Source organism: Nonomuraea sp. GTA35, from assembly GCF_041950525.1.
GTDB lineage: Bacteria > Actinomycetota > Actinomycetes > Streptosporangiales > Streptosporangiaceae > Nonomuraea.
Map to the genome: position 1 here is coordinate 327527 of NZ_JBGNUV010000013.1, position 24328 is coordinate 351854.

The window sequence follows — 24328 nt, forward strand, 5'->3', positions numbered from 1 at the left end:
TAAGAAACAGTCCCGGGGAGGATGTTCCTTAACCGTAGGTTCGGTGTGGGCGTTCCAATCAACTCGGCATTGCTTCATAGTCATGGGTAGGCGCAGGGCAACTTGAGGGCTACGCTGAGTCACCAGTTGCGGACCGGTCGAGACATGCGTGAGAGGGGCCGGGATGTCCGGCAGACAGCACAGAGAGACGGAGATCGCCCGGCAGATCAGGGCCAAGGGCCTGGCCGCCGGGCGCACGTCGGCTCAGATAGCTGATGAGATCCACGAGGCGTGCGCGGCTTTCAGCACGAGCCGCATCAAAGCGCATCGGCTGGCCTACGGCATCGCGCTGGCGGACGTCATCGAGCAGGTGCGAGCCCTGTTCGAACGCGACGGCAAGGCGATGCCCGGCATCGGCGAGACGCTGCTGTCCGCGTACGAGAGCGGGCTCAAGCGCCCTGGCCCCGAATATCTGCACTACCTGTGCACGGTCTACCGGGTCGAGCCCGGGGCGCTCGGGTACGACGCGCCCTGCATCTGCGGCCACGGCCACCGGATGCCGGGGGTGCTCGGCGCGGTGGAGGTCAAGGAGCGGGCTCAGCGGCCCCCGGAGCGCGAGCTGCTGCTCGCGCCGATGGAGACGGACCCGGAGGACGAGGAGAACGAGAACATCCTCCGCCGCACCCTTTTAAACTCCCTCCAGGCCGACGCCAACCTCACCGATCTGGAGGGCCCCGTGCTGGGGGCGTGCGAGGGCATCAGGCGCAGGATGGACGAGACGCTGGTCTCGGCCACCGTGTCCGCCGCGATGCTCGACCAGTGGGAGGAGTCGACGGTCAGCTTCGGCCGGCAGTACACCACCACGGCCCCCCTGCGGCTGCTGTGCGACGTGCTGCTGGAGCTCAGCGCCGTACGCACGGCGATGTCCCGGCGCCAGCCCATCGACCTGCAGGAGCGGCTGTGCAGGATGGCCGCCCAGCTCGCCGGGCTGGCCGGCATGATCATGATCAACCTGGGCGATCACCGGCTGGCGCGGTCGTTCTTCCGCACGGGCCGCACCGCCGCCGACGAGACCGGCGACCGGGCGCTGCGCGCGTGGATCGCGGCTCGCGAGTCGCTCGTGCCCCTCTACTTCGGCGACGCCCGCGAGGCGCTCACCCTGGCCAAGAAGAGCCGCGACATGGCCGGCTCCACGCCGTGCGCGGCCCAGGCCATGGCGCCGGTCGTCGAGGCCAGGGCGCTGGCCATGATGTCGAACGGCGAGAGCAAGAAGGAGATCGTCGACCAGGCCAAGCGCGCGCTGGCGCGGGCCAGGAACGCCTTCGCGCACATGCGCCCCGAGGACCAGGAGGACGTGGCGTTCGGCTACACCGAGAAGCAGCTCTACTTCTACCAGGGTGACGTGCTCACCAAGCTCGGCCAGACGATCGAGGCCGAGGTCGTGCTCGACCAGGCGCTGGAGAAGTACCAGGACCACATCCTCGACCAGACGCTGATCAGGCTCGACCAGGCCCAGTGCCGGCTGATCGACGGAGACGTCGAGGAGGCGGTGTCCATCGCCACGAGGGCGCTCAACCTGGTCACCGACGAATACCTGACCGACCTCATCATGCGGCCCGCGCTGCAGCTCGAACGGGCGATCCTCGCGCGGGACGCCAGCGTTCCAGGACTGGACGGCTTGTCGGCCGCCCTCCGGCGGTCCAGACAGCCCGAGTTGAAAGGGGGCGATGGATGACACTGACGATCAGACGCTACCGGTGGTCGGATCTCGACACCATTCTCGCGCTCCATCGGATCTGCCTCGCCGAGGTGGGCCTGGTGCCCGGTGACGGCGTCTACTACGACGACGACTTCCCGCGCATCCAGGAGATCTACCTGGCCTGCGGCGGCGACTTCCTCGTCGGGGAGATCGGCTCGCGGGTCGTGGCCATGGGCGGGCTGAGACCCGTCGACACCGGCACGGCGGAGATCTGCCGGTTGCGGGTCCATCCCGAGTTCCAGCGGCGCGGCCACGGCGCGGCCATGCTCCTCGCGCTCGAACGGCGTGCGGTGGAGCTCGGGTTCCACAGCGTCAGAGGAGACACGACACTCAACCAGGAAGCCGCGCTGGCGCTGTACGAACGCCAGGGCTGGCGCGAGGTGTCGAGGGAGCGGGTCGGCGGCCTGACGGTCGTCTACGGTGAGAAACGCCTGGTCCCACCGGCGGTCCTGGAGCTGTAGACCGCACCTCGAAGCACGGCCCCGCCCTTCCCCTCCAGGGGCCGCCACCCCCGTCGTTCCCGGTGACCTGTCCCGGGCCCGCCCGGCGTGACGTTCCCGCCGAGCCTTCGCCGTCACGCTGAGTGACGTTTCCCCGGCCGCTGCACCCGACAACTTTCGCCTAATTCCCATGAGCGATATGTCGGAGGCGCCGTAAAGCGGCTCCCCGGATAAGGATGTACGAACCCGCGGGTGAGGCTCTTACCACCCAGGTGTAAGCAAACATCACCGGCTGCTCCCTGTACATCTAGGGCTGCGAATAGTAGTGCCATGCTTTTCCTATGGCAGTCGTGGCCGCTCCCCGCCCCCTTCTGGGAGCCGTGCTTCTGTTGTTCGTCAGCGCCGCTTGGGGGTCGGCCTTCCCGCTGATGAAAGATCTCATCCACCGTTTACCGGTGGAGGACCTGCTCGCCGAGCGTTACCTGCTGGCCGCTCTGACGCTGTTCCTCATCAGGCCCGGCTGCCTTCGGGGGCTGTCGCGCGACACCTGGCTGAACGGGGCCTTGCTGGGTGTGATGTTCGGGGTGGGGCAGGTGGGCCAGGCCATGGCGCTCGGCAGCCTGCCGTCGGCGGTGTCCGGGTTCGCCGTCGGGTGCAGCGTGGTGATCACGCCGATCCTGTCGCTGGTGCTGTTCAAGGAGCCGGTGCGGCGGCGCATCTGGGCCGGCGTCGTGCTCGCGGTGGCGGGCATGGCCGTCTTCACGATGGTGCGCGGGGTGGAGGAGCACGGCATCTCGCTGCTCGCGCTCGGGGTCACGCTCACCGCCGCCGCGCTCTACTCCGGCCACACCCTGCTCCTCGGCCGGCTGTCCGAGCGTCCCGCCGGCTTCCCGGCGTACGCGCTGACCGTGATCCAGCTCTTCACCATCGGCGTGCTCACGGGTGGCTTCGCCGTGCACGACGGGATCTCCGTGCCGGTCGAGCCGTCCGACTGGATGATCCTGCTGCACCTGTCCGTGATCTCGTGCGCGCTGGGCTTCCTGGCACGTTCCCACGCCCAGGCGCACCTGCCGGCGGTGCCCAGCCAGATCCTCATGTCGTCCCAGCCGCTCTGGGTGGCCGCGATCGCGGTGATCTGGTTCCAGGAGCGGCTGGGCTGGGGCATGGTCGTGGGCGGGGTGCTGATGGCCGGGGCGATGCTGCTCGCCCTGCCGAGCAGGAGCGAGGTCAGGGGAAAACAGCGTCGCCGGCTGCTGTTCGTCGCGAACCGGGCCGCCCAGGTGCTCGCCGGCCACCGGGTCAAGCGTGAGGACCCGCTGCGCCTCCAGAGCGGCGCGGCGCCGTACATCGCCAAGAGCGCCTGCCTGGACTCGGCCTCCTGTCCCTGGCAGACGCGCTCGCTCAAGGGAGGGGCCGAGCCGAGCCTGGAGCGGCTGATCGAGCGGGCCACCCACATCGTGCGGGCGAGGACCCTCCCGGGGCCCGGCTGCTGCCAGTCGGTCACGCTGCTGGGCAGGTGCCTGTGCGACTTGATGGAGGAATCCGGGCAGGTGCATACCACACGATTGCAGCGTTGGTTTCGGTCCTAATAGGTTAGATATGCCCCACAAAAGGCAAGTGCATTTTATCCATTAGTCTCCCACTTATTAGCGATAAACCTTGATATTCGGTGGGGTGACCCAATAATGGGTGTTCAACCCCGAGTGGAGAGGCACATCATGAAGCGCATCGTCGTCCGCAAGCCTGGAACCGCGAGGCTGGCTGGGACCTCCAGCGTCATTCACAAGGGGTGACTGAGGAGAGGTCCCACCTCAGGGTCCAGGGCGAACCACCCGCCCGATGGGGGGCCGTGCGGCTGCTGACGCCATTGATCGACGCGCATCGCCGGCCGCACGGCCCCTACACCTTCGCCGCCGGGCTGCTGCGCCGGCTGGTGCCGCCGGTGCTGCGGCGCTCCCCTGAGCTGGTGGCCGCGCACGACATCGAGATCCTGGCAGCCGCCCCCGAACTGGCCGCGACCGTGCGGGCCAGGCGGGTCACCATCGACGTGGAGCTGCCCGACGAGGAGCGCATCCTCGTGCCCGCGCCCCGCCGCACGCTGCGGCTGGCCAACGGGATCGCGGAGTTCGTCCGCGATGCCGTACGGCCTGGGCGGGCGATCGCCGTGTGCAACGCCGACGCGGCCGACCCGACGGACACCGAGCTGCTGGACGTCATGATGCGGCGGATCCCGCCCGGCACCCTGACGATCATGACGTACTCCGGAGGCCCCGAGCCCCCGCCCGACACCCGCGACGCCGGCGAGCTCTGGGCCGTCGTGGACCGCTGCACCCGCGAGGGCTTCCTGCACGCCGTGGCGGAGCTGGGGGAGCTCGGCATGGCGGCCTCGCCCCCTGGCGGCACGAGCTGGTGGCGCTTCGCCCAGCGCACCGCGACCGCGCTCGGCGGCCTCGGGCGCACCGGCGAGGCCCGCGCGATCTGGGACCGGGTGCGCCTGGTCAGCCAGGATCCGGCGATGCACGCGGCCGCCGCGTACGGCACCGCCATGCTCGACGCCCGCCACCCCGACCCCGCCCGGCGCGACCTGACCCGGGCCAGGGCCTGGATCAACGAGGCCATCGCGATCTCCACCATCCTGCCCGACCCCGCCGAGCGGGCCTTCAAGCTCGGCTTCGACCGCAACGGCCTGGCACTGATCGAGTTACGGCAGGGCCGCCACGACGCCGCGCTGGCGCTGGTGGAGTCGGCCATCGAGCTGGCGCGCGAGCTGGGGGAGCGCCACCGGCCGCACCGGATGGTGCTGTTGGCCAACCGGGCCCAGCTCCTGGCCGGGCTGGGCAGGACCAAGGAGGCGCTGGAGGACTACGGGGCGGCGATCGCGATCGATCCCGGCTTTCCCGACCAGTACCTGGAACGGGGCAACCTGCTGTTCAAGCTGGGCCGCCACGAGGAGGCGATGGCGGACTTCGAGCAGGCCATGCGGGCCGGGCCGCCGCTGCCGGAGGCCTACTACAACCGGGCGGAGCTGTGCGCCGTGCGGGGGGAGGTCGAGGCGGCGCTGGCGGACCTGGGACGGGTGATCGAGCTCGACCCCGGCTACCTGGACGCCTACATCAACCGCGCCGGGCTGCTGGCCGGTTGCGAGCGGGACGAGGAGGCCAGGGCCGACGTCGAGACCGGGCTCCGGCTGGCGCCGGGGAACCCGTACCTGCTGACGGTGCTGGGCCAGCTCGAGACGGCGGCGGGCCGGTACGCCGAGGCCGAGGTGGCGCTGGAGCGGGCCCTGGAGCGGGCGCCGGAGCTGGTGTCGGCCTGGGGGAGCCGGGGAGCGCTCCGGTTCGCGAGCGGCGATCTGGAAGGCGCTGTCGGCGACCTGACGCATGCCATCGCGCTGCATCCCCAGCCCGACCTGTACGCCAACCGCGCGGTCGCCCTGCGTGCCCTGGGCCGTCACGCCGAGGCGGAGGCGGACGACCATCGGGCGGCGGGGACGGCTGATGGGAACATTGGCGTATGAGGGGGCGAATGGGGCGAGCGGCCGCGGTGTGCGCCGCTCTGGGAGTGCTGTGGTGGGCCACGGTACGGCTGGCCTGGGCCGGCGTCGGGTGCGAGGACTGGGGCTGCCTGGTGCCGGCCGTCGGCGTCGTCGTGGTGATCAGCCTGGCCCTGCTCGCCGGCTCCGCGCTCGCGCTGGAGCGGGTGGCGGTGCGTCCGGGGCGGCGGGTGGCGCTGACGGCGGCCGGGGTGCTGGTCGTGTTGCGGCTGGCCGCGGAGTCGCTGCCCTCCTGGACGTCGTCGCTCGCGGACGCGGCCGTGGCCGGGGTGGCGTTCGCGGGGGCGGGGGCGCTGGCGGCGTTCGTGACGGAGTCCGGGGCGTCCCGGCGGCGGCGGGTGTGGACCGCGCTCGCCGTGGCCGCGCTGCTGCCGATCGCACTTGTCGCCGCCCTCACCAGGCACGGCCTCTGAGACCCTCACCAGGCACGGCATCCGGGACGCTGCTCCCTTGACAGCGGGGCTGCGGCGGCGGAGTGTTCCATATACGGAACACTTCCCCCGGAGGTGCTGTCATGCGACCCAACACCCGCTTCGCGCACGTGCAGCCGATCGACATCGACAGGGTGGCCGCCGCGGCCGGGACCGACCCCGGCGTGCTGCGCATGGAGAACCTCGACACCGACGTGCCGCCCCCGCCCGGGGCCGTCGAGGCCACCAGACGCTCGCTGGCGGAGGGCACGGGCAACAGCTGGCTGCCGTTCACCGGCCTGCCCGAGCTGTGCGCGGCGGTGGCCGCCGACCTGCGGGTCCGCACCGGGCACGACTACGACGCGGCGCGCCAGATCGCCGTCACCTCGGGCGGCACGTCCGCCGTCATGCCCGTGCTGCTGGCCACCACGGAACCGGGGGACCCGGTGGTGCTCACCGACCCCACGTACGCGGGGCTGCTCCAGCGCGTACGGCTGTCGGGAGCCCGGCCCCACCTCGTGCCGCTGCGCGTGGACGGCGGGCACTGGCGGCTCGACCGCGAGGCCCTCGCCAGGGTGAGCCGGGCCGCCGCCCTGCTGCTGATGAGCCCGTCGATGCCGTCGGGCGCCGTCCTCGACCGGGAGGACTGGGCGCAGGTGGCCCAGGTGTGCGAGCGGACCGGCGCGTACCTGATCTACGACGCGGCCATGGAGCGCATCGTCTTCGACGGCCATCCGCGGATCCACCCGTGCCGGATCGACGGCCTGGCCGAGCGCACGATCATCATCGGCTCGATGTCGAAGGAGTACCGCATGATCGGCTGGCGGATCGGCTGGGTCGCCGGCCCCGCCGACATCATGTCCCGCGTCATGGTCGCGACCATCTACAACACCACCGTGGCCAGCGGCTTCCACCAGCTCGGCGCCGCGGCCGCGCTCAGGGACCCGTCAGGCGTGGCGGAGGCGGTGGCCGAGTACCAGGCCCGGCACGAGACGGTGGCCGCCCAGCTCGACGGCCTGCCGCTGGTGCGGGCGGGCGGCGGCTGGTCGTGCCTGGTGGACGCGGAGGCCATGGGGCTGACGGCCGCCGACCTGTCGGCCCGCCTGCTCGACCGCGGCCGCGTCGCCGCCACCCCCATGACGGCGTGGGGCGAGACGGTGGCGCCGCGGTTCGTCCGCCTGGTCTTCAGCAACGAGCCGGTCGAACGGCTGGCGGGGCTGCGGGCCAGGTTCGAGGCCGCGCTGGCCTGAATATCCTGTACCGCATGGGCACACGCGGCAGGCAGGCCGAGGCGGCACGCAACGATCTGCGGCTGCTGCAAGCGGCGCACGAGGTGTTCACCACGCAGGGCTTCGACGCGCCCGTGTCGGCCATCGCCAAGCAGGCGGGCGTCGGCATGGGCAGCCTCTACCGCCGCTACCGCACCAAGGAGGAGCTGCTCCAGCGCCTGTGCCTGATCGCCATGGAGCGGGTGGTGGAGGCGGCCGAGGCGGCGCTGGCGGAGCCCGATCCGTGGCAGGGCCTGGCGCTCTACGTGCGCACCTGCGTGGCCAACAGGTCGGGCGCGCTGGCGCCGGTCGCGGGCACGATCGAGGTCACCGACGAGATGTGGCGCACCTCGCGCCGCGCCGACGAGGCCGCCGAGCGGCTGGTGGCCCGCGCGCACGAGGCCGGCGTGCTCAGGAGCGACGTGACCATGCTGGACATCTCGCTGCTCATGGAGCAGTTCAGCCGCCCGGCGGCGGGGCCGCCCCGCCCGGAGCACGAGCACGTCAAGCAGCGCCTGCTGGCCATCGCCCTCGACGGCCTGCGCGCGCCCGGCCGGACGGAGCTGCCGGGTGAAGCGCCGGCCATGGAGTGGTACGAACGGCGCTGGGGAAGCCCCCCGTAGGTCTACGGTGGGGTGCGTGGGCTTCAACGAGTTGCTCGACGACCTTGATCACAGTGCCACCGCCCAGGCAGCGGGCATCAGACGCGGCTACGGCGGGCCGCCGGCGCGCGCGGTGAGCTTCACCGCGGGCATGACCCGGCTGCGCTGCGCCTCGGTGCTCAAGCCCCTGTACGCGTGGGTGAGCGCGGCCCGCATCCCCGACACCGACCGGTGGCGCCGCCACGCGGAGCCCGCCGTCGTCGTCTCCTCCAACTCCGACACGCTCAACCTGTGGCTCGCGGTCGGTCCCCGCGTCATCCTCGACGACCTGCGCGACCGCACGGGCGTGGCCTGGGCGTTGCCGAACGGCGACCCGTCCAGGTTCGGCTCCGTCGAGGTCACGGCCGGGGAGGTGAGCGCCGCCTACGCCGTGCTCGCCCAGGCGGCCGTCGCGGGCGACCCGGTGGCCGGCACCGTGCTGGAGTGGATGGGGCAGGTGGCCGAGCCGCAGGCGTTCGGCGCGCGCGAGGCGCTGGGCTGGCCGCAGGCCGCGGTCAAGTGCGGCTGGTACGGCGCGCCCGACGAGACCGTCCTGCGCACGCACGCCGTGGTCGTCCAGCCGCGCGGCGGCACCAGGGTGAGCGTGATCGTCGCGATGACCGCGCTGCCCTACACCGACCCGCACGAGCGCGAGGTCTACCGCGAGAATGTGGGCAAGGGCCTGCCCGTGGAGGCGGAGCACGAGAAGGTGTCCGGCACGCTGCTGCGCGGGCTGATGACGACGACGAAGAAGGAGCTGGGCTCGTGAGGTTGACCGTGCTGGGCGGTTGCGGAGCGTGGCCGGGGGCCGGTCAGGCGTGCAGCGGTTACCTCGTGGAGGAGGAGGGATTCCGCGTCCTCGTCGATCCCGGGTACGCCACCCTGCCCAGGCTGCTGGCGCTCATGGGCGCCGACGAGATCGACGCGGTCTTGGTCACCCACGGCCACCCCGACCACTGCGCCGACCTCAACCCGCTGCTGCGGGCCCGCGCGCTGGCCGACGACCCGGCCCCGCCGCTGCCCGTCCACGCCCCGCCCGGCGCGCTCGACGCGGTCATGGCGCTGGACAAGCCGCGCATGCTGGCCGCCGCCCTGACGCGCCACGACCTGCGGCCCGGCCTGCCGCGCGAGCTCGGCCCCTTCCGCCTGGACACCTTCGACCTGCCCCACCACGTGCCGAACGCCGGGCTGCGGCTGACCGGCGCGGCCGGCCGGGTGATCGCCTACACTGGCGACACCGGCCCGTCCACCGAGCTGGCCTCCCTGGCCAAGGACGCGGACCTGCTGCTGGCCGAGGCGACCTATCCGGAGCGCGTCCCGGAAGAGGACGCCCCCTACCTGTCCAGCGCGCGCGACGCCGGACGCACCGCGGCGTCGGCGGGAGCGGCCCGCCTGCTGCTCACGCACCTGTGGCCGGGCACGCCCGCCGAGCCCGCGCTGGCCGCCGCGGCCGCGTCGTACACGGGCGAGCTGTCGGTCGCCACGGCCGGCGTCACCGTGGATCTCGCGTGAGCCGCTCGACGACTTTTGCCAGCTCGGGCGGCTCGACACCCTCCGGCAGCTCCTCGGCCCACACGTAACCCAGGAAGGCCGCGCGCTCCTCCTCCGTCAGCGCCCCCGGGACCACCTCCGGCCGCTCCCCGGCGAACCTCGCCAGGTAGAACAGCTCCCGCTTCAGGAACCGCGTGCCCAGCCAGCGGAAGTCGCGATCGACCTCGACGTGGCGGTCCAGCACCGCCGCGCCCGGCAGCCCGGTCTCCTCCGCCAGCTCCCGCCTGGCGGCCTCCAAGGGGGTCTCGCCGGGCTCCAGCCTGCCGCCCGGCGGCTCCCAGACCTGCGCGTCGCCGACGGAGTCGTACCAGTGCATCAGCAGCACCCGCCCGTCGCGGTCGAGGCAGACCACGCGCGCGGCGGGACGGTCGTCCATGTCAGTCACGCTCGCAGACGCTACCTGGGGACGTGGTGGCGCAGGCGCAGGGCGTCGGGGTAGGGGGAGAAGTAGGTCTGGTCGCGCACGTACGCCGCCGCCTCCCCCCGGGCGTGATGGCGCAGCAGCGTCGTGGGCACGCTCAGCGGCACCAGGCCCGCCTGGTAGGCGTCGATGACGTCCACCACGTCGGCCCGCCTGACCGGGTCCAGGTCGAGCATGCCCAGGCAGTGCTGCAGCACGTTGACGTTCTTGCCGGTGGCGGCCTTCGTGGCGAGCGTGCGCCGGAACGTCTCGGTGTAACGGGCGGCGACCTCCTCGCGTGGCCGGGCGCCCGCCGCGGCCACCACGCGGCCCGCCTCCCGGTAGAGCACGGGGTCGTGGGCGAGCAACTGCATCTTGTGCCGCGCGTGGAAGGAGATCAGGTCGCGCGGCCGCCAGTCCCCCTCGACCAGGGCCCGCAGCCTGGCGTGCGCGAACACCCGCTCCACGAAGCTCTCCCGCAGCAGCGGGTCGTGCAGGCGCCCCTCGTCCTCCACCGGCAGCAGCGGGTGCCGCTCCATGACGATCCCGCTGAACAGCCCCTTGCTGCGCCGTTCCGCCGGCGCGCCGTCGGGCCGGTAGACGGGCACGCCGTGGATGCCGCAGGTGGGGCTCTTGGCCTTGAAGACGTACCCGTCCACGTCGAGCTCCGCGGCGCGGCGGGCGGCCAGGCCGGTCATGCGGCCGGTCAGGTCCATCCGCGTCGTCCGCGTCACCAGGCGGGGGCCTTCCTCGGAGCGCTCCTGCCGCAGGGTCTCGCGCGGGGTGCCCAGGCCCGCCTCCATCTCGGGGCAGACGGGGACCCAGTCCACGTACGGGCCGAGCACGTCGGTCAGGAAACGGTCGCGGCTGTGCCCGCCGTTGTACCTGACAGGCTCGCCCAGAAGACAGGCCGAGACGGCCACCCGGGGGCGTACCGCCTGCTCGCCTGCCGTCCCGGGTTCGTTGATCACCCTTCACATTGCAGCGCGGGGGAGGCCGCGGGGGCAACCAAGCCCGAGGAGATCATTTGGCCGCGCGGGCTCAGCGCTTCATCGCGCCGTCGGCGATGGCGTCCGCCGCCTCGCCGATGGCCACGCCCACGATCTCCAGCCGGCGCACCAGCTCCCGCTCCTTCATCGCGTTCGCGGTGATCTCCTCGGAGAAGATGCGGGAGATCTCGTACTGGTACATCCGCCGGATGGCCCCGCCCGCCTTCTTCGCCTCCAGCGCGTCGTGGGAGACCACGGACGGCCGCGAGGCCAGGCTGCGCACGGCCTCCTCCAGCGCCTCGATGCCCACGATGACCTGGTCGAGCATCGGGGTGAAGCGGATCTGGTCGGGCACCCTGTACAGGTGGGACTCGCGGACGAAGTCCCGCAACGAGTCGAGCACGTCGTCGATCGAGCGCGACAGCCGGAACAGGTCCTCCCGGTCGATGGGAGTGACGAGCGCGGTCCGCAGCTCGTCGATGAGCCGGGCGCGCTCCTCGTCGCCGAGGTGCTCGATCGAGCGCATCTGCTCGTGCGCGCCCGTCCTGCCGACCTCGCCGCCGATCATGGCCATGGCCAGCCACGCCCCTTCCTTGGTGGCCTTGAGCTGGCCGAGCAGCGCCTCCGTGAGCGCGCCGTCCATGCGCCCGGTCATGAGATCCCTGATCCGCCGCAGCCGCTTCACGCCGCCTTCCCCCTCATGACACTCTCACGCTCGCGAACCCCTTCACCAGCAGGGCCAGCCCCCAGGCCAGCAGGCCGCTGGCGGGCAGCGTCAGCAGCCAGGCGGCGGCGATCCTGCCGGCCGCGTACCAGCGGACCCGGCCGCCGCCCCGCGCCACGCCCGCGCCGATGAGGCCGCCGGCGATGGCCTGCGTCATGCTCACCGGCATGCCGACCGCCGCGCACCCGATCACCGCGGCGCCCGCGGCCAGCTCGGCCGCGACCCCGTGCGGGGGCCGGGAGGCGATGATCTCGCGGCTCAGCGTGCGGCCCGCCTTGGGCAGCCCGTACAGGGTGCCGATCGCGAACAGCACGGCCACCAGCACCGTGTACTCCACCGGCGCGCCGGTGAAACCCATCGCGATCATGAACACGGCCAGCATCTTCTGGGCGTCGTTGGCCGCGTACGCCAGCGTCTGCAGCAGGAAGCCCACCCAGTGCCAGCGCCACAACCCCCGTGCCGGGGTCGTGGCCGCCAGCACCCGGATGAGCACCCACGCCAGCAGCCCGCCGGCGAACGGCGCGGCCAGCCCGAACGCCAGCACCAGCGCCACCCACTCCGGCGAGACCTGCAGCCCCCAGCCCAGCCCCGCCCCGGTGAGCCCGCCCACCACGGCCAGCGTCAGGCTGGTCGGGCGGCCTCTCGCGCTGAGCAGGCCCACCACGGTGAGCGCCGAGACCACCGCGATGACCATCGCGAGCCGGCCGCCGGGGTCCTGGAAGGAGCCCAGCCGGGTCACGAACGTCAACGCCACCTGGTGCGTGAGCAGCGGCACGGCCGCGACCAGCGCCGCCAGCAGCACGATCCCGGTCACCGGGCGCACCGTGGGAAGCTTGAGCCCGGTGGCCAGCAGCGCGCCCCCGTCGTTGACCCCGGCCACGACGGCGAACAGGCCGGCCACCACGATCAGCACGAAGGCGTCCAACAGCATGCACTCCATCCCGCCCCGCCTCGGCGGGACACGTGCGTTTCAGGGGGTCGGCTCCGGACAACTACCCAAAAAGGACAGAACGTCTCTGCGATCTCGGTCACGCGCCCGCAAGCCCTCGCCACGGGTACCCTCGTCTCAAGCTTCGAGCACCACAACGTTCGAGCACGTCGACGTCCGTGAGAGTGAAGGCATGACCAGCCCCGCCGAATACATCCTGACGCTGTCCTGTCCCGACCGGCCCGGTGTCGTGGCCGCCGTCTCCGGCCTGCTCGCCGGGCGCGGATGCAACATCATCGAGAGCCAGCAGTTCGGCGACAGGGTGGGGCAGCGCTTCTTCATGCGCGTGCAGTTCGCGGGAGAGCAGGGGGAGGACGAGCTCAACGCCGCCTTCGCCGCGCTCGCGCCCGACTTCGCCATGGAGTTCAAGCTGCGCGACGTGGCCAGGAAGCCCCGCGTGCTGATCATGGTGAGCAAGTTCGACCACTGCCTGAACGACCTGCTCTACCGCGTCCGCTCCAAGGCCCTCGACATCGAGATCGCCGCCGTCGTGTCCAACCACCCCGACCTGCGACCGCTCACCCAGTCCAACGGCATCGACTACCACCACCTGCCGGTCACCCCGGAGACCAAGCCGAAGCAGGAGGCCGAGGTGCTGGCGCTGGTCGAGCACTACCAGGTCGACCTGGTCGTGCTGGCCCGCTACATGCAGGTGCTCTCGGAGGACCTGTGCGAGAAGCTGGCAGGGCGGGCGATCAACATCCACCACTCGTTCCTGCCGTCGTTCAAGGGCGCCAAGCCCTACCACCAGGCCCACAACCGCGGGGTCAAGCTCATCGGCGCCACGGCCCACTACGTGACCGCCGACCTCGACGAGGGGCCGATCATCGAGCAGGAGGTGGCCAGGGTCAACCACAGCCACTCTCCCGAGGACCTGGTGGCCATGGGCCGCGACGTGGAGTGCCTGGCCCTGGCCAGGGCGGTCAAGTGGCACGCCGAGCAGCGGGTGCTGCTCGACGGCCACAAGACCATCATCTTCCCGAGGTGATCGTCACGGCCGGTAGGTGCCGAAGAACCAGGGGTTGCCCTCCGGGTCCTGGCAGGCGTACTCGCGCGAGCCGTACGGCTGGTCCGTCAGCTCCATGGTGATCGTCGCGCCCGCGGCCCTCGCGCGGTCGTGGTGGGCCTCGACGTCCTCGACGGCGACGCAGATGCCGGGGCCGCCGGGCCTCCCCTGACCGATCATGATCATGTCGTCGCCGGCGAGCAGCTCGGCGTGGTTGACGACACCCTCGTCGTTCTTGGCGGCCTCGTGCACGCGGAAGCCGAACGCGCCGGTCAGGAAGTCGATGGCGGCCCGGCAGTCGCTGTGGCGGGCCAGTGCGTAAACCGTGCGTGTCATGAGGCCCACGATGCCCCGGCCGCGCCGCCGCAGCGCCCGTCCGAACCGGATGACCCGGGCCGCCGTCTTCGGCGGCAGCCCCACCTGGTCACCGGCGCGGCGTAGTGCTCGCGGCAGGCGCACAGGCGGGTCACGTAGGGCCGCAGGACTACAGACCGGTGTGCCTGGCCAGGAAGGTCAGCGTGTCGGCCGACAGGTCCACCGACCTGCTCACCGAGCGGGCGCCGTGGCCGACCTCGGTCTCGTTGCGCAGCAGCACCGGCCGGTCGGCCGTCGAGGCGTGCTGCAGCGCCGCGCACATCTTCCACGCGTGCAGCGGGTGCACCCGCGTGTCGGACTGGAAGACGGTGAAGAGCGTCGCCGGGTACGCCACCGACTCCCTGACGTGGTGGTAGGGCGAGTATCCCCACAACCAGCCGAACTGCTCGGGGTCGTCGGCCGAGCCGTACTCGACGTTCCAGGTGGCGCCGAGCCCGAACTGCTCGTACCTGATCATGTCGAGCAGCGGCGCGGAGCAGACCACGGCCGCGTACAGCTCGGGGCGCTGCGTCAGCGCGGCCCCCACCAGCAGGCCGCCGTTGGAGCCGCCGGAGATGCCGAGCTGCTGCGGCGTGGTCACGCCGGTGGCGATGAGGTGCTCGGCCGCGGCGTGGAAGTCGTCGAAGACGTTCTGCTTGTTGGCCAGCATGCCCGCGCGGTGCCAGTCCTCGCCCTCCTCGCCGCCGCCGCGCAGGTTGGCGATGGCGTAGACGCCGCCGGCCTCCACCCAGGCCAGGACCGAGGCCGAGTAGCCGGGGGTCATGGACAGGCCGAAGCCGCCGTAGCCGTACAGGATGGTCGGGCGCGGGCCAGGCGATTCGCCGACGGGGGAGATGACGAGCATGCGGACGTCGGTGCCGTCCTTGGACCGGTAGACCACCTGCTCGGTGTGCACCGGGGGCACCTCGACCGCGCCGGGGGAGGCCGCCCAGAGCGTGGTCTCGCCCGTGCGGGCGTCGTAGCGCTGGATGGTGGGCGGCGTGGTGTTGTCGGTGTAGCCGAACCACGCCTCGTAGCCGCCCTCGGGACGCTCGGCGATGCCGCCGATCGAACCGAGCCCGGGGGCCGGCACCTCGCCGACGCGCTCGCCGGTCGCCAGGTCGTGCACGGTGATCTCGCTGATCGCGTGGCGGGTCCAGCCCACCAGCATGACCGGGCGCTCCAGGTCGTCGAGGATCGCGAAGTCGCTCAGCACCGCCTCGGCGTCCTCGGGGATCAGCTCGCGCCAGGTGTCGTAGCCCGGCTCCGCCGGGTCGGTGACGCACACCCGGCCCCTCGGCGCGTCGCGGTCGGTGTGCACGTAGAGCCTGCCGTCGCGTCCGAAGGACAGCCCGACCTGCGCGTCCACGCCCTCCTGGACGACCTTCAGCGCCGGCCGGTCGATCGGCGAGGCGGTCAGGTCGGCCACCCAGACGTCGTTGCGCGGCGCGGTGCCCTCGTGGGCCGACACCTGCAGCCAGCGGCCGTCGCGCGAGACCGAGACGCCGTAGTAGTTGGTCATCTTCAGGCCCTCGCCGAAGATCATCACGTCGTCCTCGGTGGAGGTGCCGACGCGGTGCAGGTAGACGCGGCGGTGGAACTGCCTCTCGTTCTCCGGCACCTCGGTGCTCGGCAGCCTGCGCACGTAGTAGAACGCCTCGCCGCCGGGCAGCCACGCCACCGGCGAGTAGCGGCAGCGGTCGATCGGCCCCTCGATCCGCTCGCCCGTGGCCACGTCGATGATGTAGAGGATCGACTCCTCGTCGCCGCCCACGGAGATCTGGTACGCCAGCAGGCGCCCCTCCTTGTCGGGCTGCACCGCGTCGAGCGTGGTCAGCCCCGACGGGTCGATCGCCATCGGGTCGACCAGGGTCCGTTCGGTGCCGTCGGGCTCGACCACGTAGTAGACCGCGTGCTCCTGGTCGGGGGTGCGCCGGGAGAAGAAGTACCGCTCGCCGCGCCAGGCCGGGACGCCCACCGAGCCGGACCTGAGCAGCTCGGCGATGCGGTCCTTGAACCGCTGCTCGCCCCGCTCCTTGCCGAACAACTCGGCCTGCGCGAGCAGCCATCCCTTGGTCTCGGGGCTGTCAGGGTCCTCCAGCCACCGGTAGGGGTCGGGGACGGGTGTTTCGTGCAGGATGTCGACGATGTCTTCGCGACGTGCTGTCGGGTACGGCTCTCGCGTCATGCCAGGAACCCTACTGCCAATGGGCATGCGTAAAGCGCTGGTAGAGCGGGCATAAAACGTACCGTGCGTCCCTCTGGTCATTCCGGCAGGAGGTTTTTGGGGTGGCGGGGACCACGGTGCAAACGCCAGACTTGGTGACAGGACGGTGCCGTGGTGACCATCCGCTGGACCGTCCGGCGGAGGTCCACGTGACGGAAGCACGAGTGCCCCAGGAGGGGCCGACAGGAGGGACATGCCACGGCATGTCCCCTTTGATACGCGCGCAGCGGGGAGAGGCCCGATGATGCGCCAAGTCCTGCTGCTGAATGCCACTTACGAGCCACTGACCACCCTCTCGCTGCACCGAGCCGTCGTGCTCGTGCTGCGGGAGAAGGCCGACGTCGTCCACCGCGACGGCCGGGGCGCGGTGCTGCGGTCCGCCAGCCGCACGCTCGACGTGCCCTCGGTGATCAGGCTTCGCAGATATGTCCGTATCCCCTACCGGTCCCGCATCCCCCTGACCAGGGCCGCCCTCATGCGGCGCGACGACTACCGCTGCGCCTACTGCGGGCAGAAGGCCGAGACCATCGACCACGTCATCCCCCGGTCCAGGGGCGGCACGCACACCTGGGAGAACTGCGTCGCCTCCTGCACCACCTGCAACCACAGGAAGGCCGACAAGTACCTGGAGGAGCTGGGGTGGACGCTTCGCGTCAGCCCCGCGGTGCCACGGGGCGCCCACTGGCGGCTCATCGGCGCCTCCCTCGTCGGAGACCCGCAATGGGCGCCATACCTGGAGGCAGCGGCATGAGCGGGGGCCTGAAACCGCGTTGAGGGCAGGCCGCGTGCCTGACACCATGAGCAGGCATGTGGACCTTCACCTCATCCGTTGAGGAGTACGCCGCGGTCGCCGAGCCGTTCCTGCTCGGCGACCCGGTGCGCAACACCGTGCCACTGACCGTCCTGGCCAACCTGCGGGCGGGCATGCCCGTGCAGGACCCCGTGTTCGGCTGGTGGACGGTGGACGGCGAGGTTCGCGGAGCGGTCTTCCGGACGCCGCCGTATCCCGCCGGGCTGTTCGCCGTACCCGTGGAGGCCGTCGCGCCGCTGGTGAAGGCGCTCGACGGCAGGCTGCCCATGTTCGTGGGCCCGCTGGAGGTGACCGGTGAGGCCACGCGGCTGCTCGGCACCCCGGCGCGGGTCGTCTCCGAGCGGCTCTTCCGGCTCGGCACGCTCGACGTCCCCGACGTGCCCGGCAGGGGCAGGCTCGCGGTGCCCGGCGACCTGCCGCTGCTGGTGAGCTGGTACCAGGCGTTCGGCGACGAGACCGGCATGGGCGAGGGCGACGTCGTCGACCGGGTCGTGCGGCGGCTGGAGGGGCGGGAGCTGTTCGTGTGGGAGGCGGAGGACGCGCCGGTCTCGCTGGCCGCGCTCTCCCCGGCGGCCGGCGGGGTGTGCCGCATCGGTCCCGTCTACACGCCGCCGTCCCGCCGCAGGCGCGGCTACGGCGCCGCCGTCACCGCGCACGCCAGCCAGGTCGGCCTGGCGGAGCGCTGCGAGCAGGTCGTGCTCTTCACCGACCTGGCCAACCCGACCAGCAACGCCATCTACCAGTCGATCGGCTACGAGCCGGTGGCCGACTACGCGCACATCACCTACGGCCGGCGGGCTGTGCCTTCCGGCCCCGTCTCGTAAGATTGCCGCATGCCGCGTTACGACTTCCGGTGCCGCGCCTGCGGCTCCACCTTCGAGGTGTCCCGCTCCATGTCGGCCTCCGACGACCCGGCGACCTGCCCCGAAGGTCACGGCGACACGGTGAGGCTGCTGTCCACGGTCGCCATGACGGGCGGCGCCGCCGCGCCCAGGGCCGCCGGGGGTGGCGGGTGCTGCGGCGGCGGGTGCTGCTCCTCCTAGATCCCGACGGCGGCGCTGTGGCGGGTCAGCGTCCTGACCGCGAGCCTGGCCATCCGCTCCACGGTGGCCACGCCGTCCTCCATGGCGGGGTTGCGCTCCGACAGCACGGCGATCAGCAGCTCGTGCCCGCGTACGACGAGCCGCCCCACGCTGTTGACCGTCCACAGCCCGTCGTGCACCTCGGCGGGCAGCCAGCCGTTCTTGAGCGCGACCTCACCCCCTGAGGCGGCCGCGCTGACGCCCCACGCCTGCGACGGCACCACCGACGACATGAGGCCGAGCGCGTAGCGCCGGCTCCGGGCGGGCAGCGGCCCCTCGGGGTCGGTGAGCCGCTCCAGCACCTTCACCTGGTCGGAGGGCCTGCTGTGGGTGGCGCCCCAGGACAGCCCGGAGCCCGGCCGCGTGTGGCGCACGCCCAGCCGCCGCAGCGCCCGGTCCAGGCCGTCCCGGCCGCCGATCGTCAGGTACAGCTCGTGCGCGCAGTCGTTGTCGCTGTAGCGGATCATGCGCGAGGCCAGCCTGCGCTCGTACGCGCTGAGCCGCCGGCCGTGCTCGCCGAGCAGGAACGCCAGCAGGATGTCGACCTTCGCCACGCTGGCCAGCATGAACGGGGTGTGCTCGCGGAAGGCGTACCTGGCGCCGGTGGTGCGGTCGTGGACGGCCAGCGCCGCCCGGCCGGGACGCTCGCGCAGGTAACGCTCCAGCGCCCGGTCGAGGGCCCGCCGCTCGGCTGCCGGCAGCACGCTCTCGACGACGGCCGCCGGCATCCGCCTGGCGGGCGGAGCCGGACGCTGCGCGCCGCCCGAAGGCGCCGCGCAGCCGGCCGAGGCGAGCAGCAGGACGGCGAAGACCGAGAACTCCCGTACGCGCATGTGCGGGAGCCTGCCATCCGCCACGCCAACGGCCGGGGGGCCGATGGTCAAAGAGCGGTCAGTTTCGGCGTGGCTAGGCGGTCAGCCTGCGCTGACCGGTCTCGGCCGCCGTGACGGACCTGCGCTTGCGGCGCTGGAACGGCAGGAACCGGTCGGCCAGGTGCGGCCGGGACGGCGTGAGCGTGGGCTCGACCGCGATGATCCGGTCGAACCTGAACGCCCTGATCGCCCGGCGCATCTTGCACACGCCGACCAGATACCAGTATTCGCGGTGCACCAGGCAGGTCACCGGCTCGACGTCGCGAGAGGTGACGATGCCCGAGGCGTCGCGGTAGTGCAGCCGGATCATGAGCCGGCTGGTGATGGCGTCGGCCATCAGCCGGGCGCGGGAGGCGACGTCGACGGGCAGCGGCTCGGTGAGGGTCGTGAGCGTGGTGGCGATGACGTCGTCGTCGAGGTCGAGGTGCTCGAATGCGTGCTGCAGGCCACGCCTGGCGGTGACGGCCTGGGGGCCCGCTCCGAGGTGAGCGAGGGAGAGGGCGAGGGCGGCGATCTCGGCGGTCGTCAGCGGGCGAGTATCGTGCTTCACGACTGTCGTCATACCCCAACAATACGGATGACGACCGACAATTTTCGAAAGTCTGTCCGGGAAGACAGGTGCCTGTGCGGCAGGCGAGAACCCGGTCGCCCGCCGCACAGCGAACGGTGAAACTACCGCGAGAGCTGCGACAGGTCGCGCGAGGCGCCCGTCGAGGCCGACGTGGTCATGGCCGCGTACGCCTGCAGCGCCACGCTCACCTGCCGCTCGCGGTCACGCGGCCGGTAGCCGCCCAGGTCGGCCAGCAGCCGCTCGCGCCGCGCGGCCAGCTCGGCCTCGGGCACCCGCAGCTCCATCGACCGGCCGGGGATGTCGATGTCGATGATGTCGCCGTCCTCGACCAGGGCGATCGTGCCGCCCTCGGCCGCCTCGGGGGAGGCGTGGCCGATCGACAGCCCGGAGGTGCCGCCGGAGAAGCGCCCGTCGGTGACCAGCGCGCACACCTTGCCCAGGCCCTTGCCCTTCAGGAAGGACGTCGGGTACAGCATCTCCTGCATGCCGGGGCCGCCCTTGGGGCCCTCGTAGCGGATGACCACCACGTCGCCGGCCTTGACCCGGCCGCCGAGGATGCCCTCGACCGCCTGCTCCTGCGACTCGAACACCACGGCGGGCCCGCTGAACTTCCAGATCGACTCGTCCACGCCGGCCGTCTTCACGACCGCGCCGTCGCGCGAGATGTTGCCGTAGAGCACGGCCAGGCCGCCGTCGGCGGTGTAGGCGTGCTCGCGGTCGCGGATGCAGCCGTTCTCGCGGTCGAGGTCGAGGTCGTCCCAGCGGTTGTCCTGCGAGTACGCCTTGACCGTGCGCACGTTGCCGGGCGCCGCGTGCCACAGCTCCACGGCCTCCGGCTTGACCGTCGGGGACATGGCGTCCCACTGGGCCAGCAGGTCGGCCAGCGTGCCGCCGTTCACGGTGGGCACGTCGCGGTGCAGCAGCCCGGCGCGGTCGAGCTCGCCCAGGATGGCCGGGATGCCGCCGGCGCGGTGCACGTCCTCGATGTGGTATTTGGCCGTGGCCGGGGCGACCTTGCACAGGCAGGGCACCCGCAGCGAGATCTCGTTGATCTCCTTGAGGCCGAAGTCCACCTGGGCCTCGCGGGCGGCGGCCAGGATGTGCAGGATCGTGTTGGTCGAGCCGCCCATCGCCACGTCGAGCGTCATCGCGTTCTCGAACGCCTCGCGGGTGGCGATCGAGCGCGGCAGCACCGACTCGTCGCCGTCCTCGTAGTAGCGGCGGGTGATCTCGACGAGCTGGCGGCCTGCGTCCTCGAAGAGCTGCTTGCGCGCCTTGTGCGTGGCCAGGATCGTGCCGTTGCCCGGCAGCGCCAGGCCGATGGCCTCGGCCAGGCAGTTCATCGAGTTGGCGGTGAACATGCCCGAGCACGAGCCGCAGGTCGGGCAGGCGTTCTCCTCCATCTCCAGCAGCTCGGCGTCGGAGACGGAGTCGTCGGCGGAGGCGATCATCGGGTCGATCAGGTCGAGCTTCTTGCCCGGCGTCTTGCCGGCCTCCATGGGGCCGCCGGAGACGAAGATCGTCGGGATGTTCAGCCGGAACGCGGCCAGCAGCATGCCCGGCGTGATCTTGTCGCAGTTGGACACGCAGATCAGCGCGTCCGCGCAGTGGGCGTTGACCATGTACTCGACGGCGTCGGCGATCAGCTCGCGCGACGGCAGCGAGTAGAGCATGCCGCCGTGGCCCATCGCGATGCCGTCGTCCACGGCGATCGTGTTGAACTCGCGGGGGATGGCCCCGGCCTCCCTGATCGCCGCGGAGACCACGTCGCCGACTTCCCGCAGGTGCACGTGACCCGGCACGAACTGGGTGAAGCTGTTGGCCACCGCGATGATGGGCTTGCCGAAGTCGCTCCCGGCTACGCCGGTCGCCCGGAGCAGGGCCCGGGCACCGGCCATGTTCCTGCCGTGGGTGACTGTACGTGACCTGAGGGCGGGCATTGCGCATCTCCCATCGCTAGCGAGTCTTCACATGTTACGGCCACCGCCCGGTAAATGAGACACCTGTCCACGCATCGGACGGTTGGTTACCGGATCGTGCCGGATTCGAAGCCGATGGCACCCGGACCCGCGTTGCGGAGATCCCATGAGTCATGGGGCGGCCATGCCGGCCGGCCCCACAAGGGCCGGCACCTTCATTCCTACGATAGACCGCTTCACGCCGCAGACCTGCCAGGGGGCGAGGGCGGCACCCGGACGGCGGCGAGCTGGGTCGCCTGTCCCACCAGCCGTCCCTTGTCGTCCCAGATGTGGGCCACCTCGTCCATCCGGTCGCCGCCGACGTCCGTCGCCGACAGCCGTACCCGGATCGGCCCGGGGGCGGGCAGCCGGCGGATGTACGCCGAGAGCTGGATCGTCGGCACCCACCCCGACAGCCCCAGGTCGAACGAGACCGGCGGCACCGGGTCGAGCGCCACCAGCAGGCTCAGCGGGTCCCAGTCGGAGCCGTCGGCCAGCCGCTGCCAGGACGCGATGGTGCCGCGCCCGGAGGGGGCGCCGAAGGCGAAGGCCAGGTGCTCGGGGTCGATGCGTTCCTCGACCACCGCCATCAGCGGCACGCGCATGTCCGCGCCGGGCGGGTCGACGGGCGCCAGGAAGCAGTCCTGCTCGGGCGGGAGGCTGACCGGCTCGTGGGCCGACCACCACGGGTCGGAGTCGTCCAGGAGGCCGAGCGTGACGTGCGCCTCGACGCGCGTGCGGCCCTCCTGTACCAGCGCGGCCCTGACCTGCGCGACGCTCCGGCCCACCCGCAGCGTCTCGACGCGCGCGAGCGCCTCGCCCGGCTCGGGCGGCTCGACGAAGGTGCCGCTGACGGCCGTCACATGCGGGTGCCCGGCGCCCGCGGGGCTCTCGCAGGCGGCCCTGGCCAGGACCGCCAGGAGGTACCCGCCGTGCAGCCGGGTGCCGACGCTCCACTGGGGGTCCAGCGTGGCGCCGAACTCGCCCTCGCCGTACGCGGTCAACGCCGTTGCTTCCCGAAAAGTCCCCATTTTTCGCAATCCCTTCCCCAAGAAGGTCAGCTTGACACCGTTAACTTGACGACGTCAACCTGAGGGGATGACCACCAGACGCGTACGCGCCAGGCGCGGAGAGGGCGCGCTGCTGCGCGAGGAGATCCTGCGCGCGGCCGAGGAGCTGCTGGCCGAGTCGGGCACCGAGGACGCGCTGACGGTGCGCGCGGTCGCGCTGCGGGCAGGCGTGTCCACGCCCTCGGTCTACCTGCACTTCGCCGACAAGGAGGCGCTCGTCGAGGCGGTCTGCATGCGGGTGTGGGGCGAGCTGGGCCGCCTGTTCACCGAGAACCTGGGCGGCGACCCCTTCCTCGCCCTGGGCAAGTGCGCCCGCGCCTACGCCCGCTTCGCGCTCGACCACCCCGTGCAGTACAGGGTGCTCATGATGCGGCCGTCAGCGGCCCCGGGCGTGCCGCCGGCCGCGGCCGAGGCCTTCCGCCACATGGTGGACGCCGTGTCGGCCTGCGTGCGGACCAGGGTGCTCGAAGGCGACCCCGAGGAGCTCGCGCTCGGCCTCTGGTCGGCCGTGCACGGCTACGTCTCCCTGCTCATCGCGCAGCCGGCGTTCCCGTGGCCGCGTGACAGGGAGGCGCTGCTCGACCACGTCGTCCGGCAGGCCGGGTTCGGGGCGGCGATGTACTCGCGGCTGCCGCGCGGCCTGCCGCCGAGCGCGGAGCTGGCCGCCTGCCTCGACGACTTCGGTACGAGGCTGGCGGCCCGCGGCGGAGGGGAGCACCCCTCCGTGTAGCGGCGGTGGCAGCGCGGCGGAAGGTGGCGGCCACCGCCGTCAGGGGACGGGGATCAGCCCTCGCCGTAGCGGGCGGGCAGCACCTGCGCGGCGATGTCGTAGATCCGGTCGATCTCGGCGGTCGTCAGCGCCCGCTCCCGCTTGGTGATCCACTTGCGGGCCCGATCGCCCTGGTAGACGTCCACGCCGCGGATGTTCATGATCTTCCATGGCACCGGCGGGCCGTAGATCGCCAGGGAGGGCACGACGGAGATCTCGCGGCCGAACGACTTGCTGATCAGCTCGCTGGCCTGCGTCGCCTCCCACTTGGCCTCGGTGAGGCGGGGCTTCATGTCGAAGGGGCCGTGGAACAGCTTCTTGCCCATCTGCACGCGGACGGGCAGCCGGCGGTCCCACTTCTCGGAGTCGACCGCGTACACGCCTGTGGGGCCCACCACGAGGTGGTCGATCTGGGCCTCGCTGCCCGGGATCGCCCTGGCGTGCAGCGTACGGTAGCCGCTGCGCTCAAGCCTGCGCAGTTGCGCCTCCGTGCGGCGCTCTGCCACGGACGTCCGCCGCCACGCCGGCACGGACGAGCTCGAGCGAGCGCGGTAGACCGCCTCGAGGATGGCCGCGATCACGCCCGCGGTCACCCCGACCCGCCATTCGTGCACGAGGAAGCCCACCGCCAGGCCGACGACCACCGCCAGGATCGCGCGGTTGCGCAGGCGGCGGAAACGCGGCTGTTGCAGCAGGCTACGCACGGACGCGCGCTCGACCGGCGCGTACGTGGAGGTGGGCGCCGAAGGCTTCGCGGCGGCGGTCTGCTCGCTTTCTGGTCGATCGCTCACCCAGATCGGTGACGCGTTGTGACCGTCTTCTCGCTGGTTGTCGGAGTCCACGTAACTCACCGTAGCCCGGGGATTCGATCGATTCCTAGTGTTGCCGTGTCCATAGTTTTATGGC

At 71.9% G+C, this 24328-nt stretch carries 25 protein-coding genes; 14 read left to right on the plus strand and 11 right to left on the minus strand.

Annotation, left to right across the window (positions count from 1 at the left end; all coding sequences use genetic code 11):
* The first annotated feature begins 163 nt into the window (after positions 1-163).
* The 9 genes from ACBJ32_RS44285 to ACBJ32_RS44325 all read left to right on the plus strand — a co-directional run bounded on the left by ACBJ32_RS44285 (position 164) and on the right by ACBJ32_RS44325 (position 9562).
* Complete coding sequence (locus ACBJ32_RS44285) at positions 164-1714, plus strand: XRE family transcriptional regulator (RefSeq protein ID WP_375131934.1); 1551 nt, start codon at positions 164-166, stop codon at positions 1712-1714.
* The gene (locus tag ACBJ32_RS44290; RefSeq protein ID WP_375131935.1) at positions 1711-2199 is read left to right on the plus strand and encodes a GNAT family N-acetyltransferase; all 489 of its coding nucleotides are present in this window, start codon (positions 1711-1713) and stop codon (positions 2197-2199) included. Before ACBJ32_RS44285 ends, ACBJ32_RS44290 begins: the two co-directional genes overlap by 4 nt.
* 320 nt (positions 2200-2519) lie before the next feature.
* Positions 2520-3767, plus strand: coding sequence for a DMT family transporter (locus tag ACBJ32_RS44295; RefSeq protein ID WP_375131936.1), 1248 nt, complete (start codon positions 2520-2522; stop codon positions 3765-3767).
* Positions 3768-3967: 200 nt separating this feature from the next.
* Positions 3968-5695 (plus strand): tetratricopeptide repeat protein, encoded by a 1728-nt coding sequence (locus ACBJ32_RS44300; protein ID WP_375131937.1) that lies wholly within the window; start codon positions 3968-3970, stop codon positions 5693-5695.
* Positions 5696-5703: 8 nt separating this feature from the next.
* Complete coding sequence (locus tag ACBJ32_RS44305; protein ID WP_357877644.1) at positions 5704-6144, plus strand: hypothetical protein; 441 nt, start codon at positions 5704-5706, stop codon at positions 6142-6144.
* Positions 6145-6245: 101 nt separating this feature from the next.
* Positions 6246-7391: a pyridoxal phosphate-dependent aminotransferase gene (locus ACBJ32_RS44310; RefSeq protein ID WP_375131938.1), complete on the plus strand. Its 1146-nt coding sequence runs from the start codon at positions 6246-6248 to the stop codon at positions 7389-7391.
* Positions 7392-7405: 14 nt separating this feature from the next.
* Positions 7406-8032: a helix-turn-helix domain-containing protein gene (locus ACBJ32_RS44315; protein ID WP_357877638.1), complete on the plus strand. Its 627-nt coding sequence runs from the start codon at positions 7406-7408 to the stop codon at positions 8030-8032.
* A 16-nt stretch (positions 8033-8048) separates the two neighbouring features.
* Positions 8049-8819: a hypothetical protein gene (locus ACBJ32_RS44320; protein ID WP_375131939.1), complete on the plus strand. Its 771-nt coding sequence runs from the start codon at positions 8049-8051 to the stop codon at positions 8817-8819.
* Positions 8816-9562 (plus strand): MBL fold metallo-hydrolase, encoded by a 747-nt coding sequence (locus ACBJ32_RS44325; protein WP_375131940.1) that lies wholly within the window; start codon positions 8816-8818, stop codon positions 9560-9562. The genes ACBJ32_RS44320 and ACBJ32_RS44325 overlap by 4 nt, the downstream gene beginning before the upstream one ends.
* On the opposite strand, the gene ACBJ32_RS44330 is transcribed toward ACBJ32_RS44325, so the two are convergent.
* From ACBJ32_RS44330 to ACBJ32_RS44345, 4 genes are all read right to left on the minus strand, one after another.
* Positions 9543-9977 carry an NUDIX domain-containing protein gene (locus tag ACBJ32_RS44330; RefSeq protein ID WP_375131983.1) on the minus strand — a complete coding sequence of 145 codons (435 nt, stop codon included), beginning with the start codon at positions 9975-9977 and terminating at the stop codon, positions 9543-9545. The genes ACBJ32_RS44325 and ACBJ32_RS44330 overlap by 20 nt on opposite strands.
* A 20-nt stretch (positions 9978-9997) precedes the next feature.
* The gene (locus ACBJ32_RS44335) at positions 9998-10972 is read right to left on the minus strand and encodes a YbgA family protein (RefSeq protein ID WP_375131941.1); all 975 of its coding nucleotides are present in this window, start codon (positions 10970-10972) and stop codon (positions 9998-10000) included.
* A 70-nt stretch (positions 10973-11042) separates the two neighbouring features.
* Positions 11043-11675 carry a DUF47 family protein gene (locus ACBJ32_RS44340; protein WP_357877627.1) on the minus strand — a complete coding sequence of 211 codons (633 nt, stop codon included), beginning with the start codon at positions 11673-11675 and terminating at the stop codon, positions 11043-11045.
* A 13-nt stretch (positions 11676-11688) separates the two neighbouring features.
* On the minus strand, positions 11689-12645 hold the full coding sequence (locus ACBJ32_RS44345) for an inorganic phosphate transporter (protein ID WP_375131942.1): 957 nt from the start codon (positions 12643-12645) through the stop codon (positions 11689-11691).
* Positions 12646-12835: 190 nt separating this feature from the next.
* On the opposite strand from ACBJ32_RS44345, the gene purU reads away from it, so the two are divergent.
* Positions 12836-13690 carry a formyltetrahydrofolate deformylase gene (gene purU / locus ACBJ32_RS44350; RefSeq protein WP_375131943.1) on the plus strand — a complete coding sequence of 285 codons (855 nt, stop codon included), beginning with the start codon at positions 12836-12838 and terminating at the stop codon, positions 13688-13690.
* Between the two features lie 3 nt (positions 13691-13693).
* On the opposite strand, the gene ACBJ32_RS44355 is transcribed toward purU, so the two are convergent.
* Together ACBJ32_RS44355 and ACBJ32_RS44360 are read right to left on the minus strand one after the other, a co-directional pair.
* Entirely contained in the window at positions 13694-14044 is a 351-nt protein-coding gene (locus ACBJ32_RS44355) for a VOC family protein (RefSeq protein ID WP_375131944.1), read from the minus strand.
* Positions 14045-14192: 148 nt separating this feature from the next.
* A complete protein-coding gene (locus ACBJ32_RS44360) occupies positions 14193-16250 on the minus strand; it encodes a prolyl oligopeptidase family protein (RefSeq protein ID WP_375131945.1) in 2058 nt (685 codons plus the stop codon).
* Positions 16251-16533: 283 nt separating this feature from the next.
* Here ACBJ32_RS44360 and ACBJ32_RS44365 point away from each other — a divergent pair, with 283 nt between their 5' ends.
* Genes ACBJ32_RS44365 through ACBJ32_RS44375 form a run of 3 tightly spaced genes read left to right on the plus strand, consistent with a single transcriptional unit; the run spans position 16534 to position 18143 of the window.
* Positions 16534-17040 carry an HNH endonuclease gene (locus ACBJ32_RS44365; RefSeq protein WP_043640342.1) on the plus strand — a complete coding sequence of 169 codons (507 nt, stop codon included), beginning with the start codon at positions 16534-16536 and terminating at the stop codon, positions 17038-17040.
* Positions 17041-17096: 56 nt separating this feature from the next.
* The gene (locus ACBJ32_RS44370; protein ID WP_357877609.1) at positions 17097-17924 is read left to right on the plus strand and encodes a GNAT family N-acetyltransferase; all 828 of its coding nucleotides are present in this window, start codon (positions 17097-17099) and stop codon (positions 17922-17924) included.
* 9 nt (positions 17925-17933) lie between these two features.
* Complete coding sequence (locus tag ACBJ32_RS44375; protein WP_357877606.1) at positions 17934-18143, plus strand: zinc ribbon domain-containing protein; 210 nt, start codon at positions 17934-17936, stop codon at positions 18141-18143.
* Here ACBJ32_RS44375 and ACBJ32_RS44380 read toward each other — a convergent pair.
* The 4 genes from ACBJ32_RS44380 to ACBJ32_RS44395 all read right to left on the minus strand — a co-directional run bounded on the left by ACBJ32_RS44380 (position 18140) and on the right by ACBJ32_RS44395 (position 22614).
* Positions 18140-19015 (minus strand): serine hydrolase, encoded by an 876-nt coding sequence (locus ACBJ32_RS44380; RefSeq protein WP_375131946.1) that lies wholly within the window; start codon positions 19013-19015, stop codon positions 18140-18142. The two genes, ACBJ32_RS44375 and ACBJ32_RS44380, sit on opposite strands and share 4 nt — an antisense overlap.
* Before the next feature lie 73 nt (positions 19016-19088).
* Positions 19089-19616 carry a WYL domain-containing protein gene (locus ACBJ32_RS44385; RefSeq protein ID WP_375131947.1) on the minus strand — a complete coding sequence of 176 codons (528 nt, stop codon included), beginning with the start codon at positions 19614-19616 and terminating at the stop codon, positions 19089-19091.
* Between the two features lie 110 nt (positions 19617-19726).
* Positions 19727-21565: a dihydroxy-acid dehydratase gene (gene ilvD, locus ACBJ32_RS44390; RefSeq protein ID WP_357877597.1), complete on the minus strand. Its 1839-nt coding sequence runs from the start codon at positions 21563-21565 to the stop codon at positions 19727-19729.
* A gap of 215 nt (positions 21566-21780) precedes the next feature.
* Positions 21781-22614 carry a thioesterase family protein gene (locus ACBJ32_RS44395; RefSeq protein WP_375131948.1) on the minus strand — a complete coding sequence of 278 codons (834 nt, stop codon included), beginning with the start codon at positions 22612-22614 and terminating at the stop codon, positions 21781-21783.
* Positions 22615-22681: 67 nt separating this feature from the next.
* Between ACBJ32_RS44395 and ACBJ32_RS44400 the strand changes: the two genes are divergently transcribed.
* Positions 22682-23383, plus strand: a complete 702-nt coding sequence (locus ACBJ32_RS44400; protein WP_375131949.1) for a TetR/AcrR family transcriptional regulator — start codon at positions 22682-22684, stop codon at positions 23381-23383.
* Between the two features lie 53 nt (positions 23384-23436).
* Here the strand turns inward: ACBJ32_RS44400 and ACBJ32_RS44405 are convergent, their stop codons facing one another.
* Positions 23437-24264 carry a nuclease-related domain-containing protein gene (locus ACBJ32_RS44405; protein WP_375131950.1) on the minus strand — a complete coding sequence of 276 codons (828 nt, stop codon included), beginning with the start codon at positions 24262-24264 and terminating at the stop codon, positions 23437-23439.
* Between the last annotated feature and the right edge of the window lie 64 nt (positions 24265-24328).